The sequence below is a fragment of the Bacteroides sp. AR29 genome (assembly GCF_900217715.1).
In the GTDB taxonomy this organism is placed as follows: domain Bacteria; phylum Bacteroidota; class Bacteroidia; order Bacteroidales; family Bacteroidaceae; genus Bacteroides; species Bacteroides uniformis.
This window is the reverse complement of sequence record NZ_OBMS01000014.1, coordinates 34,449-49,635: the sequence shown is the minus strand read 5'-3', so window position 1 is coordinate 49,635 and position 15,187 is coordinate 34,449. Positions and strand designations below refer to the sequence as shown.

General features: G+C 47.6%; 9 protein-coding genes. 3 read left to right on the top strand and 6 right to left on the bottom strand.

From position 1 onward, the window contains the following. Positions 1 to 252 precede the first annotated feature (252 nt). The 6 genes from CSD97_RS10585 to CSD97_RS10555 all read right to left on the bottom strand — a co-directional run bounded on the left by CSD97_RS10585 (position 253) and on the right by CSD97_RS10555 (position 9,766). On the bottom strand, positions 253 to 3,684 hold the full coding sequence (locus CSD97_RS10585) for an AAA domain-containing protein (protein WP_173675110.1): 3,432 nt from the start codon (positions 3,682 to 3,684) through the stop codon (positions 253 to 255). Then, a complete protein-coding gene (gene tatC / locus CSD97_RS10580) occupies positions 3,684 to 4,505 on the bottom strand; it encodes a twin-arginine translocase subunit TatC (protein ID WP_005835227.1) in 822 nt (273 codons plus the stop codon). The genes CSD97_RS10585 and tatC overlap by 1 nt, the downstream gene beginning before the upstream one ends. A gap of 185 nt (positions 4,506 to 4,690) precedes the next feature. Then, on the bottom strand, positions 4,691 to 4,906 hold the full coding sequence (gene tatA / locus CSD97_RS10575; protein WP_005823939.1) for a twin-arginine translocase TatA/TatE family subunit: 216 nt from the start codon (positions 4,904 to 4,906) through the stop codon (positions 4,691 to 4,693). Positions 4,907 to 5,017: 111 nt separating this feature from the next. Next, complete coding sequence (locus tag CSD97_RS10570) at positions 5,018 to 7,534, bottom strand: bifunctional UDP-N-acetylmuramoyl-tripeptide:D-alanyl-D-alanine ligase/alanine racemase (protein WP_005835226.1); 2,517 nt, start codon at positions 7,532 to 7,534, stop codon at positions 5,018 to 5,020. Continuing rightward, entirely contained in the window at positions 7,510 to 8,499 is a 990-nt protein-coding gene (locus CSD97_RS10565) for a GSCFA domain-containing protein (RefSeq protein ID WP_005835225.1), read from the bottom strand. The genes CSD97_RS10570 and CSD97_RS10565 overlap by 25 nt, the downstream gene beginning before the upstream one ends. A 169-nt stretch (positions 8,500 to 8,668) precedes the next feature. Next, complete coding sequence (locus CSD97_RS10555) at positions 8,669 to 9,766, bottom strand: hypothetical protein (RefSeq protein ID WP_005835223.1); 1,098 nt, start codon at positions 9,764 to 9,766, stop codon at positions 8,669 to 8,671. 570 nt (positions 9,767 to 10,336) lie between these two features. Between CSD97_RS10555 and dxs the strand changes: the two genes are divergently transcribed. The 3 genes from dxs (at position 10,337) to CSD97_RS10540 (ending at position 15,121) form a co-directional block, all read left to right on the top strand. Further along, positions 10,337 to 12,241 (top strand): 1-deoxy-D-xylulose-5-phosphate synthase, encoded by a 1,905-nt coding sequence (gene dxs, locus CSD97_RS10550; protein WP_061411470.1) that lies wholly within the window; start codon positions 10,337 to 10,339, stop codon positions 12,239 to 12,241. A gap of 66 nt (positions 12,242 to 12,307) precedes the next feature. Continuing rightward, positions 12,308 to 13,648 carry a Trk system potassium transporter TrkA gene (gene trkA / locus CSD97_RS10545; RefSeq protein ID WP_005835221.1) on the top strand — a complete coding sequence of 447 codons (1,341 nt, stop codon included), beginning with the start codon at positions 12,308 to 12,310 and terminating at the stop codon, positions 13,646 to 13,648. Positions 13,649 to 13,669: 21 nt separating this feature from the next. Beyond that, complete coding sequence (locus CSD97_RS10540; RefSeq protein ID WP_005835219.1) at positions 13,670 to 15,121, top strand: TrkH family potassium uptake protein; 1,452 nt, start codon at positions 13,670 to 13,672, stop codon at positions 15,119 to 15,121. Positions 15,122 to 15,187 lie beyond the last annotated feature (66 nt).

Genomic DNA, 15,187 nt, shown 5'->3' with positions numbered 1-15,187 from the left:
CCGCACAAAAAAAGCCTTTTCTCACGAAATGGCTTTTCTTCGTTCAATTACAGTCAAAAACAAAAAACTGTAAATGGAACACAATTTAAGATGAAAAAAAGGGAAGTCTCACGACTTCCACAATTCTTCTAACCTTAAATCTAAATCTCTATGAAAAAAACGTGATGCAAAGATAATGGTTTATCTCACACAGCGTTATTAATAAACTCTATAAAGAAGCAGAAAATATTTAAGATTTACTAAATAAGACGGTTACGAATGGCAAACTACAGACAAGAGCTCGGCATAAATAGGATTAAGTTTCAATAGTTGCGGCACTCCTGTCATAAACATCTGCCTGCGGGCACGAGTAAGGGCAACATTCAATTTCCGGTCAATCCGAGTACCGTTTTCCTCCGTCATATTTGCCAGAAACTTCAACTGATAAGCCCGGTTCACACAGAAAGAGTAGATAATAACATCCCGTTCGCTACCTTGGAAGCGTTCCACGGTGTCTACCAATATATCCTCCAAAGGAGCAATACCCAAAGCAGCAATCTCTTTCTTAATCAAGGCTATCTGACTGCGATAAGGAGTGATGACACCTAAAGTGACAGCCGGGTTGAAACCGGAAACAGCTGCATACTGCCGATAGATAGCCGCTGCCAACCGTGCCACAATCCGCGCCTCCGAATGGTTCATCTTGGCCGACTGTGCCGGCGGTTCGACTGCGGCAGGCAGAAAAGCGACACGACGAGTCAGCAAGCCGGCAAACTCACAATCACACAGCTCAGGAGCAAGAATCAGCTCTCCCTGCTGGTGCGGCAGACCAACCGGTTCCAACAGACCACCGTAAAAAGCCCGGTTAGGAAACAAAGCTACCTCGATATTCATACGACCCTGACGGCAGAGCATGTCGTAGGAGGGATGAGGGATAAAAGATGAAGAATGAGAGGTTGATGCCTGGCGATTGGCACTTTCCTTGGAGAGATTCCTATAAAGGCGTTCGAAAAGGGAATCTTTCAAATTATACAATCCGATAGCCTGCAAAGCTTCGTCACACACTTCCGACTGCTCGGACGACTGCAAGACCACTGCGGGTAGCTGCTTATGGTCACCTATCAAAATAAATTTGCCGATGGCATCCGCGCCTGCGGGATTGCGGGTACAGAGTAACCCCAGCAGTTGTGGTTCCAAAATTTGGGTAGCCTCATCCACAATCGCTACATCAAAAGTCTTCAACCGGAAAAGTTCGGTCTTGGAAGAAAGCGTGGCAACCGTACCGACAAAAACACGGCAACGGGCAATGCGCTCCTGCACCTGCCGCCGAGTGGCACAAGGTTCCAACACATTCTCAATCAGATACGGGCGGAATGAGTCATCGCAAGACAACTCACTGCCTAAACGGATAAAGTCTATTTCAGGCTCAATGGAAGCCAGCGCCTTACTGATTTCATCTACAGCACGATTGGTATACGAAAGCAGTAGAATCTGTTTCCCCTCCCGGTAAAAGGCTTCTACCATGCCCCGCAGCGCGCGAGAGGTCTTGCCGGTACCCGGCGGACCGATTAAAAGGAAATAGTCGCGGGCAGCCTGCGCTTTTAGAATAATCCGCGAAAAATCATCCGGAGCGGTCGCAATACCAGTATCCAAAGAAGCATCGAACTCGGGAGGGCGCTGCCCCAACAACAAATCACGCCGTCTTTGAGTGGCAGAAAGGAAAGCGGAAAGTCCCAGATACATGCTACGAAAGGAGGTGTCCATATAGTCGTGCTCTATGGCATAAAGGCTAGCAGCAGGCAATACACCCGCATTCTGCTGAGTGGCACGAAGACGGATACAGACCTCGTTATCGGATATGCGCTCTATATTACCTTTAAACACCATCTTGTTGGTAACGTTGTCGGTATCCGTATTCCGTTCGTAAAGAACCACCGCATCACCCTGACGGAAATTGGGCAGAACCCGCTCCTGCCGGGAAGCAACCATTTGCTTCGTTCTGAGTGACAAATACGGTTTATGCGCATCTGCCGCATGATTCTCGCAAATAGCCAAATCGTACAGAATTTCACCTGCCTCACATTTCTCAGCCAGTGTGGAAAGCCAGAGGGCGGCAGCACCGGTACGTCCTTCATAATCCACATCTCCAGATTTGGAGGTATAGAGTTCCTTGGTTATAAAGTTATAGAGCGTATAAAAATAGCTTTGTTCCAACGACGAAAGCGAACGGATGCGTTGCGCTACGGCATCGATGGAGGGGCAAAGGAAGCGTTTCCACAAGGTATTGTCCAAACCGCGCTCATTCAAGGTATCAGGATGGATGTCTTTCAAGCGCTCTGCCGTATACTGTGGGCTATTCCGTAACTGGATGCCATATTCATTGGCTACAATCCGGTTACGCACATCCATCACACGGCGCACCATTGCCCACGAAGGACGCGCCGGATAAAGCAACGGATAACGGGTATAGAGCAGGTAGGCCTTTACACGTCGATGGTCCATTCCCATAGAATACTCCAACACAGCCTGATAGAGCAACATCTGTACCTTATTGTTTTCTTTAGGCTCCACCTTACCACGGATGGAATACTCGTCCGCCTTACCGGACTTCATTTCAATGAACGAGGTCATATCCCGCTGCATGTAGTCCAGACGCCCTTGCAAACCCAATGCTTCACAGATGTAAGAGGGTTCCAGCACGGCATCAGTCCTATCGAGCTCATAGCCGGATGCACGGAATGTTTCTGTCACCGTCCGGTGGATATTGTCGAAATGGCGCTTGCAATCGGAAAAGAATTCGGCTTCCTTCTCCCGGTCGCGCAGGTCGGCACATGCTGCCAGCTCGATGGGATAAGAACGGAAGGCCTTCTTCATGCATGCCAAATAATCGGGTGCCTCCTTGGCATGAATCCATTCGTCCAGAAAGAGGTTGGCAATATTACCCAACAGTAACGGACGGGTATTGTCTGGCGACTGGAGCCGTGCCAGGATATAGTTGGCAGGATGATGCCCGTAATCCTTGAAGCATTCGGCAAGCGAACTGATGTCTATCAAGTAATCGGGCTCAAGTATAATAAAGGAAGGGGTGAGTATGCCGACTTCGTCCACCGTAACATCCAGCAGATTGACCTGGGCATGCCGCCACAGAATCCGGCAAGTTTCTGCAAACTCTTCATTAATCTGAGGTACATTATAACGGACACGCAACGGCTCATCGGCTACAGTGTCTACGGGCAGTACATATAAATAAGTATCATCGGCATACTGAAAACAGACGCGCGTGCGCTTTATCCGTTCTTTGGCGGGCGGCGCCACTATATAGGTGGCATCCGCACGGGGTAGCAGGCGATAAAGTTCGGCAGGTATCTCCTCCCCCGTCAAGCGCTTGACAAAGAATGCCAGTGTCTTGGCATCACGCAACAACTGTTCACGTTGCGGTTCCGCCTGGCGGTTCAGAATAGCATTGGAGGTCAGCCGGAAGGTATGCAGACGGTTCTGTTCCACGGTGGAAAGTCCGGCCTTCGAAGCCACGAAACTGATACGTGCAGAAAGGTCCGTCATCTGCAAGCTGCCGTCGGGCATCTGTGTACGGCACAAACGCTCCAGCAACTCGCGCAATTGCCGATAGGCCACGTCCAAGGAGATTTCCTCAACGTGGCAGGCTTCCAGCAATATACTAAAATATTCCTTTACTTCACAATCCATCATTCCTCTGTCTCCACTTCTTCCGCTTCATCATCAGTCTTTTTATCCTTTATCATCAGGATACTCAACTCATAGAGCAGATAAAGCGGCACCGCCACTACTGTCAAGGTAAACGGGTCACCGGTCGGAGTAATGATGGCCGAGGCAATAACAATGATGACAACAGCATGACGGCGGTATTTCCGCAAAAAGGTCTTGTGCACCAGTCCCAGCAGGGAAAGCAGCCATGTCACCAGCGGCAGTTCGAATGCCAGTCCCATGCAAAGCACCAGCATCATGAAATTGTCGATGTACGAGTTCAGGGAAATTTGATTCTCGATGGCTGCGCTCAATTGATAAGTGGAAAGGAAACGCAATGTCAGCGGATAGACCATAAAATACCCCAGCAACACACCGATGAAGAACATCACCGTACCTATACCCAGCGCTTTCCTCACCCCTTTACGCTCGTTTGGATAGAGTGCAGGGCTTACAAAGCGCCAGATTTCATAGAAAATATAAGGAGCAGCCGTTACCACCGACATCCAGAAAGCGGTAGACATGTGGACAAAGAACGGTGCGGCAAGATTGATATTGACGAGCTTCACATGAAACTCCTGGGTAAAGAATTCATCCTGCAAGTCCAGTCTCTGCCCTATCCAGCGCAGCAAGTCATAGAAAATGAAGTCGTTATGGCAAGGAGCCAATATCACATTGTCAAACAGATAAGGCATGGCAATAAAATAACCGATAGCCAATACAAACCACACACCGAGTACACGAAACAACACCCGGCGCAACTCGTCCAAGTGGTCCCAAAAGGTTAGTTCTTTTTCTGACATAAAGGGATTTACTATTTGACAATTTACTATTTACTATTTGGGCTGCGCTGTGGGGATTTACTATTTGACAATTTACTATTTGGGCTGCGCTGTGGAAAAGGCAACAAGCCTACCCATACTCCTGAACTTCTCAGAGTATCAAATAGTAAATAGTAAATTGTCAAATAGTAAATACCCTTGTTCCTTTATTTCTTTTCAGCCGGTTTATCCAAATCTTCCTGAGCCTTGTTTATCTCTTCTTTGGCTTCATTCACGCCATCCTTGAAGCTCTTCACTCCTTTGCCCAAACCACGCATCAATTCGGGAATTTTCTTACCACCAAACAACAGTAAGATGACCAATGCAATAATTATCCATTCGGAACCGCTGGGCAGAAAGCCTAATAAAAGTAAGTTTGTCATAGTTATATCTGATTAATTATAGTGCAAAGATAGGAAAATTAAGGATTAGGGATTAAGGATTAAGGATTAATTTTATCGCAATCCCTAATCCCTAATCCCTGCCCCCTATCTTCAGTCTTGATAATAAATACGTTTTACCCGCGTAGAAACGCTTGTCAACACCTCATAAGGAATAGTTTCGAGTACATCGGAAAGAACGGTTATAGGCAGATGGTCACCAAAAATTTCCACACTGTCACCCTCCTTGCAATCGATGTCCGTTACGTCAATCATACAGACATCCATGCAGATATTCCCTACATAGGCTGCCCGTTGGCCGTTTACAAGACAATAAGCATGTCCATTTCCAAGATGGCGGTTCAAGCCGTCGGCGTAACCGATGGGAAGAGCCGCTATACGCGACGGACGGGTGAGATGCCCTTTCCGGCTATACCCCACCGTATCCTCTTCGGGAACATCACGTATCTGGAGGATGGTAGTCTTCAACGTGCTCACATTATTCATAATGGAATTGTCTATGGGATTGACACCATAGAGGCCGATACCCAGGCGCACCATATCGAATTGCGCCCCGGGGAAACGCTCGATACCTGCGGAATTGCAGATATGGCGAAGTATCTTATGCGGAAAAGCCTCCTGCAATTCCATGGACGCTTTCTCGAACATTTCTATCTGCCGGCGTGTAAAACTGTCGAATTGTTGCGAATCGCTCCCTACCAAATGCGAGAAGACGGAACGGGCAATCACGGCATTCTGTCCCTTCAGCCGCTCTATCAGCCGGGGCATGTCCTCCGGAGCAAACCCCAGGCGGTGCATACCGGTATCCAGCTTTATGTGGATGGGGAAGTTTGTGATACCTTCCTTTTCCGCTTCTTTAATCAAAGCGTCCAGCAGATGGAAGCTATATACTTCGGGTTCCAGCTTGTAATCAAACATGGTCTTGAAAGCAGTCATCTCAGGATTCATGATAATGATGTTCGCAGTGATGCCCGCTTTACGGAGTTCGGAGCCTTCGTCGGCAACCGCCACGGCAAGATAATCGACATGATGTTCCTGCAAGGTCTTGGCTATCTCGTAAGAACCTGCACCGTAAGCGGAGGCTTTCACCATGCAGACCATCTTTGTTTCCGGCTTCAGCTTGCCACGATAATAGTTCAGATTGGCAATCATCGCTCCAAGATTAACCTCCAGAATGGTTTCGTGCACCTTCTTCTCCAATACTTCCGTCAAGGAGTCAAAACCGAACTTACGTGCACCCTTAATCAGAATTATTTCGTTTTCAAGGCGAAGTTCCCCACGCTGAATGGCACGTATCAAGGCCGCTGTATCCGGATAAAAGGTCTTCTCTATATTAAAGCGTGCAGCGCAGGAAGATATTTCATTTCCTACACCTATGATGCGTTCAATGCCACGGCTGTTTACCAGCTGTGCCACTTGTCGGTAAAGTGTCGGCGTGTTCTGACCGGTCTCCAATATATCCGAAAGAACCAAAGTCCGCCTCAATCCCTTACTTTGCGAACGGCGGTAAAGAAAATCGAGTGCAATATCCAATGAGCCAAGGTCAGAATTATAACTGTCGTTAATCAACAGACAGTTGTTTTTTCCCTCCTTGACTTCCAGCCGCATGGCGATGGGTTCTAGCCTTGCCATACGTTCTGTAATCTGTTCGGCAGGAAGCATCAGATAGAGGCATGCGGCCAGGCAGTTCAGCGAATTCTCGATGGAAGCATCATCTATGAACGGTAGAGTAAACGTATTATCCATATCCAGATAGCGATAGGAAATGACAGTACAGTCATCCCGTTTCTCCACCTTACTTATATATAGAGGACGTTCCATATCTTTCCGGCTCCACGCAATCTCACGTGCAGACAGCATGGACTTCGCCACACAGTTGCTGACGAACTCATCGTCACCATTATAAATCACTACATCACAATTCTTGAAAAGCGTCAGCTTCTCCATGCATTTCTCCTGCAACGAGAAGAAATTTTCCTGGTGAGCCCCTCCTATATTGGTCAGGATACCTATGGTAGGCTTGATGATGTTCTGCAAAGCACGCATTTCCCCCGGCTCGGAAATACCGGCTTCAAAAATAGCAAGTTCGGACTGTTCGTTCATCTGCCACACAGACAAAGGCACTCCAATCTGGGAGTTATAACTGCGGGGAGAACGGATAATGGCACGTTCCGGACTGAGCAACTGGTGCAGCCATTCCTTCACAACAGTCTTACCGTTGCTTCCCGTAATACCGATGACCGGTATCTGGAACCGGTTCCGATGCTGTTCCGCCAGTTTTTGCAAGGCTTTCAGCGGGTTGGGAACAATGAGATAATTGACAATTGACTGCGCATCATCACGCTGCATAGCATTGTCAATTGTCAATTGTCCATTGTCCATTAATCTAAAGCTTTCTTCGCTAAGCACAAAATTACGTACTCCACGGGCATATAAATCTGCAATATAGCGCGCACCGTCATTTCTCTTGGTGGTCAAGGCAAAGAATAATGTTTCCTCAGGAAAATTCAGGGAACGGCTGTCAGTGAGCAGCCAGTCTATGGTAGCCGGCGCGTTTCCCATACGCCGTGCGCCAATACTTTCAGTTATGCTTTCAATCGAATACGACATATTTCTCTCTCTTTTTGGAAATCTAAGTACGGGTATTTTCTGTTAAGTTGGTCTATTTTTAACACAATTTGTCCTAAAAAACGCTTATACTCTTCTGAAGCGGGATAAAATGGCTTATGTGACAACATCTTACGGATATTTTCACTTTCTTCCATAATCCGTAACGCATCGGCAGAGATACACGACCGGGTAAACCGTTCCCAGACATAGCGAATGGCCGTTTCGGAAGGATGCACCATGTCTTCTGCATAGAAGCGATAGTCACGAAGCTCGTCGAGCAGCAACTCATAAGCCGGAAAATAGAAAACATGTTCCGGGAAAGTGGCTTGCAACTGGTTCACGGCAAGCAGCAAGGTAGCTTTACTGAGCTGGTTGGCATGCATTCCGTCACGCACGTGGCGGATGGGGCTGACGGTGAACAATACTTTCAACCGGGGAATCCGCGCCAGCAAGCCGGAAAGCAAAGAGGTGTAGTCAGATACTATTTCACTGACAGAAAGCATACGGCGGGTAAAGCAGGACTCAGGTTGCTTATGACAGTTGGCAACTACAGTTCCCGTCTTTTCATTTTCATAAACCCAGGCAGAGCCGAAAGTCAGCAACAGACAATCCAACCGGTCCAGCCTTTCATGGGCGCTTTTCAAACGCCCGTTAATACCTGCCAATGTTTCCTCTGCAGAGACTGAGGAAAAGCTACCATGATGCATGGCACTGTGCCAAAGTTCATGAAAGAGGAAAATATCGTTTTCATTGTAGCATCTGCCCGCAATGATTTCACGCAATGCCGCAGAAATGGAAAACGGATTATAAAGCACACCATAAGGATTGACGTCACAACGGAACTTGGCATCCGCCAGCCTTTGCCCCATCTCGGACGCAAAACAAGAACCCATCAGCAACAGATTATTCTCTTGCGAAAGAAGGGGCATACTGGAAACTACTTCTACAGGCGTATAAAGATTCATAAGCTCGGAATAAATAAACCATTCACTTTCTCGAAAAAAATGATGTACCAACTGCTTGCTACGCCACAAAGATAGTAAATTTCAATATATAACGGTCGAAACATAAAAAGGCAGGTGATATAACCTTTCATTATATCATCTGCCTTAAATAAAAATACTATATATTCTATTAATACCAATTAGCCGTAGGATCAGCCACCCAATCTGCAAAACCTGGATATTTATCATTAATATCCTGACGTTCAGCAGTCCATTCATATCTTGTCTCTACACGTATCTTCTGCGGCGCTTTGCCTATCTCCGCTTTCAGTGTATATACTTCAGCATTTTGACCTTCCACTTTGATATTTACGGCACCGGTACCGTCAACTCTGTACATCACCGGAGCCTTAGTTGCCCCAGCACCTGTATTTACCATTGTAGTATTAGAAACGCCAAAGAGTCCATGAACTTCACGGCTATCACCGCCCACCTCAATATACAAAGGCAAAGTACCACCCGCAGCCTGCAGGGTAATGATAGTTGCTCCTCCATTGGTCGCTACATCAAACACGACATCGTTGAAGTCAAAATCATCACTGTCTCCAAGGTCTTCTGCTATGATTCTGTACGCATTCGTATATACGGCCGGAGAGATCTTCACAATCCAATCACTATAATACCCATCTGCAGCCACTTGTTGATTTGGGTTCTGTCCGGTAGCTTCAAAGTCAAATCCCACATAATAAGCACCCTCAATATATTGTATAGTATAATTATAGTGCATTTTACCATCCAGAGAAGCCCTATAGCCAAAAGAAGACGTTCCACTATTCTGCATTAGCATTATAGCCCCCTCAGTAGCATTAAAATTATTGATATGGTCATCTGATGCCGCAACCAAAAAATCCATATTAGAGTGTGAGCCACTTACATGTTGAACAAAAAAGTCGGTCCAATCCCCCCCAATGGATTGTGGATTCCGATATGTTTTAAACCATTCCGTAACCACTTCTTTTTCTGTAGCCGTAACACTCCCCGGTACTTCCGTAAAATCTTTCCATTGATTGCTATTAGTGTTAGCAACACGCGTTGTCGGTGTTACCCCAAATCCCCAATCCTGATCAACTGCAATTTCTCCATACCTCTGCACAAAAGCCGATGCATACTGTGCCTCTTTCTTAGCTGCCGCCTTTTCCGGGTTGAACAGATCGCTATCAGAACCGCAAGCGGAAAAAACCACTACGCCCATAATAGCCAAAACTTTAAAGTCAAGCTTTTTCTTCATATCATTCATTGTTTATTCATTTAACAATTCGTGACTACACCCCATTCCGACACATATTACAACCAAGAATACCATCACATACAATTCAGAATTGTATAACATATTGATAAACAGGACATATTCCACTTCGCAATATATATAATATTATATCAACAACAACCAAAGCTTCTAAAAAGTTGCAATAAATAATTTATAAAATTGCATTTTTCAACAAACATCAAGTGTAGAGCAGCTCTTATCACAGACGGTCACGTGCGAGAATAAAAGTCAATCTTTGGAAGGATTAATATCCTTGTCTACTAACACTAAATCATTCCTATATGTAGAAAAAATCGTTCCACCATGGTGGAACGATTTTTTCTACAGGATGGAACAATATTTTCTCCATGGAGGAACGATTTAATATCAGGCATCTTTTCCCTTAACTATAGGCAGGCGGAACGAGAAATGTGGCGTATGCAAAGAGAAAGTAAAAACAGAAGTGAACAAAAGAGGCTTTTTTTCCTTCTAAAACTTCCCGCCATCCGTTTTCTTTTGCTATTTTTGCATTTTGTAATCTTCAGATTAGAAATGAGAACAGAACCAACAACATATAACTTGCTTAACACCATTACATTTCCCAAGGATTTACGCCAACTCAGCGTAGAAGAGCTTCCTGAAGTCTGTAAAGAATTGAGGCAAGACATTATAAAAGAGGTTTCGTGCAACCCCGGACATTTCGCAGCCAGTCTGGGCACGGTAGAGCTGACCGTTGCCCTGCACTACGTATTCAATACTCCGTACGACCGCATAGTCTGGGATGTAGGCCATCAGGCGTACGGGCACAAGATACTGACCGGACGCCGTGAAGCATTCTCCACCAACCGTAAATTCAAGGGAGTTCGTCCTTTTCCCTCACCAGAGGAAAGCGATTATGACACATTCACCTGCGGACATGCGTCAAATTCAATCTCCGCCGCTCTTGGCATGGCTGTTGCCGCTGCCGAAAAAGGCGAGAAAGACCGCCATGTGGTCGCCGTCATCGGTGATGGAAGCATGAGCGGCGGCCTGGCTTTCGAAGGACTGAACAACGCTTCGTCTACCCCTAACAACCTTCTTATCATTCTCAACGACAATGATATGTCGATAGACAGAAGTGTAGGCGGCATGAAGCAGTACCTTTTCAACTTGACTACCAGCAACCGCTATAACCAGCTGCGCTTCAAGACATCCAGACTGCTGTTCAAAATGGGACTTTTGAACGAGGACCGCCGCAAAGCGCTGATTCGCTTCGCCAACAGTCTGAAATCAATGGCCGCCCAGCAGCAGAATATCTTTGAAGGGATGAACATCCGCTACTTCGGCCCTATCAACGGACACGATGTGAAAAACATAGCCCGTGTCCTACGGGACATTAAAGATATGCAGGGACCGAAAATACTGCATCTGCACACTGTAAAAGGAAAAGGATTCGAACCTGCCGAGAAGAATCCCGATATCTGGCATGCACCGGGCAAGTTCGATCCGGAAACCGGAGAACGCCTCAAGGTGGACACCAGCAATTTGCCTCCGCTTTTCCAGGACGTGTTTGGGGAAACGCTGGTAGAACTGGCAAAGGAAAATCCGAAAATCGTCGGAGTAACCCCCGCCATGCCCACCGGCTGCTCCATGAACAAGCTGATGGACACCATGCCCGACCGTGCCTTCGATGTGGGTATTGCCGAAGGGCATGCAGCCACTTTCTCGGGCGGCATGGCTAAAGAAGGAATGCAACCTTTCTGCAACATCTACTCCTCCTTCATGCAGCGGGCATACGATAATGTCATCCATGACATCGCCCTGCTCCGCCTCCCCGTCGTACTTTGCCTGGACCGCGCCGGACTGGTAGGAGAAGACGGACCGACACACCACGGAGTTTTCGACCTGGCCTATTTCCGTCCGATTCCCAACCTGACCATATCTTCACCGATGGACGAACATGAATTGCGCCGCCTGATGTACACGGCACAGTTGCCGGACCAAGGTCCGTTCGTCATCCGCTATCCCCGCGGACGCGGCGTATTGCTGGATTGGAAATGTCCGCTGGAAGAAATCCCCGTAGGCAAAGGGCGCAGACTGAAAGAAGGCAAAGACCTGGCAGTCATCACCCTCGGTCCCATAGGCAACGTGGCCGCACGTGCCATAGAGCGTGCGGAGAAGGACAAAGGAATCTCCATAGCCCACTACGACCTGCGTTTTCTCAAGCCGCTCGACGAAGCCCTGCTGCACGAGGTAGGACTCAACTTCCAGCATGTCGTCACCATAGAAGACGGTGTCAAAAAAGGAGGAATGGGCAGTGCCATACTGGAGTTCATGGCGGACAATGACTATATTCCCCATTTCAGACGTATCGGTGTACCCGATGCCTTCATAGAACACGGCACCATACAAGAGTTGCACCATCTTTGCGGAATGGACGAAGAAGGAATCTATAATCAATTGATAATTGATAGTTGAAAATTGACAGTTTGAGCATTTACCCCATATGTCAACTATTAATTATCAACTATCAACGAACTAAAAGTGAAAATAATTATTGCAGGTGCCGGCGCAGTAGGCACACACTTGGCCAAGTTGCTGTCCCGCGAGAAGCAGGACATCATTCTGATGGACGACAACGAAGAGAAGTTGAGCACACTGAACTCCAACTTTGACTTGATGACGGCTACAGCTTCCCCTACCTCCATAAAAGGCTTGAAAGAAGTGGGAGTGGGAGAAGCCGACTTGTTCATAGCCGTCACCCCCGATGAAAGCCGGAACATGACCGCATGCATGCTTGCCAACAATCTGGGAGCACAGAAGACCGTAGCCCGTATTGACAACTACGAATACCTGCTGCCCAAAAACAAGGAATTTTTCCAGAAGCTGGGCGTCGATTCACTCATCTACCCGGAAATGCTTGCCGCCAAGGAAATCGTGTCCTCCATCCGCATGAGCTGGGTACGCCAATGGTGGGAGTTCTGCGGAGGAGCCTTGATACTGATAGGCACCAAGATGCGCGAAAAAGCCGAGATACTGAACATCCCCCTCCATGAGTTGGGCGGACCGGAGCTGCCCTATCACGTGGTAGCCATCAAACGGGGAAGCGAAACACTGATTCCCCGTGGTGACGATACCATCAAGCTACATGACATCGTATACTTCACCACCACACGAAAATACGTCCCCTACATCCGCAAGATAGCCGGCAAAGAAGATTATGCCGATGTGCGCAACGTAATGATTATGGGTGGAAGCCGGATTGCCGTACGCACCGCCCAATATGTCCCGGACTACATGCAGGTGAAAATCGTGGATAACGACCTGAACCGCTGCAACCGCCTGACCGAGCTGCTTGACGACCGTACCATGATTATCAATGGCGACGGACGGGATATGGACCTGCTTGTGGAAGAGGGACTGAAAAATACGGAAGCCTTCGTTGCCTTGACCGGCAACTCGGAGACTAATATCCTGGCCTGCCTTGCCGCCAAACGCATGGGAGTCAGCAAAACCGTAGCGGAAGTGGAGAACATCGACTACATAGGCATGGCCGAAAGCCTTGACATCGGCACCGTCATCAACAAAAAGATGATTGCTGCCAGCCACATCTACCAGATGATGCTGGATGCGGACGTCAGCAACGTGAAATGCCTGACCTTTGCCAATGCCGATGTAGCGGAATTTACCGTTAAGGCCGGCTCGAAGATTACCAAACATCCGGTAAAAGACCTCGGCCTCCCGAAAGGAGCCACCATCGGCGGACTTATCCGCCAGGGGGAAGGCGTTGTGGTTATGGGTAACACCCTGATACAGCCGGGTGACCATGTAGTGGTATTCTGCCTGAACATGATGATTAAGAAAATCGAAAAATACTTTAACTAATTGAGAATGAGTAGTTGGTAAATGATTAACTTCAAGACAATCATACGGATTATCGGTATTCTGCTATTGCTGGAAACAGTCATGTTTCTGGTCTGTTCGGGCGTGTCCTTCTACTACAGAGAAAGCGATATGCTCGACTTCTGGAAAGCAGGAGGCATCACAGCAGGGGTAGGCTTATTGCTGGCGGCTCTCGGCAAGGGAGGTGAACGACAACTGACGCGCCGTGACGGATATGTACTGGTCAGCTTTGCCTGGGTGGCATTCTCTCTTTTCGGAATGCTGCCTTTCTATATAGGCGGATACATACCCGACATTGCCAATGCATTCTTCGAAACCATGTCCGGTTTCAGCAGTACGGGTGCCACCATCTTGGACGACATCGAGTCACTTCCTCATGGAATACTGTTCTGGCGCAGTATGACACAGTGGATTGGCGGCTTGGGAATCATCATGTTCACCATTGCAGTGCTTCCCATCTTCGGAGTCAGTGGCCTGCAGGTGTTCGCCGCCGAGGCAAGCGGCCCTACACATGACAAGGTTCATCCCCGTATCGGTATCACCGCCAAATGGATTTGGAGTATCTATGCCGGCATAACCGCTCTGCTTGTCGGTCTGCTGATGCTTGGAGGTATGGACTGGTTCGACAGTATCTGCCATGCATTTGCCACTACCGGTACCGGTGGCTTCTCCACCAAGCAGGCCAGCGTTGCCTACTACAATTCTCCTTATATAGAATATGTCATCTCCATTTTCATGTTTATCTCCGGCATCAACTTCACCTTGCTATTATTGTTCGTCAACCGGAAATTCAAGAAGTTCATCGGCAATGCCGAGCTGAAATTCTATTTCGGTTCAGTTGTGCTCTTCACTGCCGTCATAGCCATCGTGCTTTACTATACCAGTCCCATGGGGATGGAAGAATCCTTCCGCAAATCCTTGTTCCAGGTAATCTCCCTCCAGACCTCCACCGGTTTTGCGACAGATGACTATATGCAATGGACACCCGTCTTGTGGGGGCTGCTTACCATCATCATGCTGATGGGAGCGTGTGCAGGCAGTACCACCGGAGGCTTGAAGTGTATACGTATGGTAATTCTTACCAAAGTCTCACGAAACGAGTTCAAACACATCCTACACCCCAATGCCATACTTCCGGTACGGATAAACAAGCAGGTAATCTCTCCCTCCATTGTCTCCACCGTACTGGCTTTTTGTTTTATTTATATCTCCATTATAGTCATCGGCACACTGCTCATGATGGCTATGGGTGTCGGGGCTGAAGAATCAATGGGCTGCGTCATTTCCAGTATCGGTAATATGGGACCCGGATTGGGTGAAACCGGACCTGCCTATTCGTGGAATGCCCTGCCCGATGCAGCTAAATGGCTGTTATCCTTTTTAATGCTTCTGGGTCGTCTTGAGTTATTTACCGTACTGCTGCTTTTCACACCGGATTTCTGGAAACGGAATTGATTTAGGATAAAAAGTGTAAAAATAATCATTTTTTGTTATGCGGGGATAGCAAATTGAACAATACTT

Excerpts from the sequence above, each read along its gene's own strand:
- CSD97_RS10570 (WP_005835226.1), bottom strand. The coding sequence starts at position 7,534 with ATGTCGTATTCGATTGAAAGCATAACTGAAAGTATTGGCGCACGGCGT.
- dxs (WP_061411470.1), top strand. The coding sequence starts at position 10,337 with ATGAGAACAGAACCAACAACATATAACTTGCTTAACACCATTACATTT.
- CSD97_RS10540 (WP_005835219.1), top strand. The coding sequence starts at position 13,670 with ATGATTAACTTCAAGACAATCATACGGATTATCGGTATTCTGCTATTG.
- CSD97_RS10585 (WP_173675110.1), bottom strand. The coding sequence starts at position 3,684 with ATGGATTGTGAAGTAAAGGAATATTTTAGTATATTGCTGGAAGCCTGC.
- CSD97_RS10555 (WP_005835223.1), bottom strand. The coding sequence starts at position 9,766 with ATGAAGAAAAAGCTTGACTTTAAAGTTTTGGCTATTATGGGCGTAGTG.
- tatA (WP_005823939.1), bottom strand. The coding sequence starts at position 4,906 with ATGACAAACTTACTTTTATTAGGCTTTCTGCCCAGCGGTTCCGAATGG.
- tatC (WP_005835227.1), bottom strand. The coding sequence starts at position 4,505 with ATGTCAGAAAAAGAACTAACCTTTTGGGACCACTTGGACGAGTTGCGC.
- CSD97_RS10565 (WP_005835225.1), bottom strand. The coding sequence starts at position 8,499 with ATGAATCTTTATACGCCTGTAGAAGTAGTTTCCAGTATGCCCCTTCTT.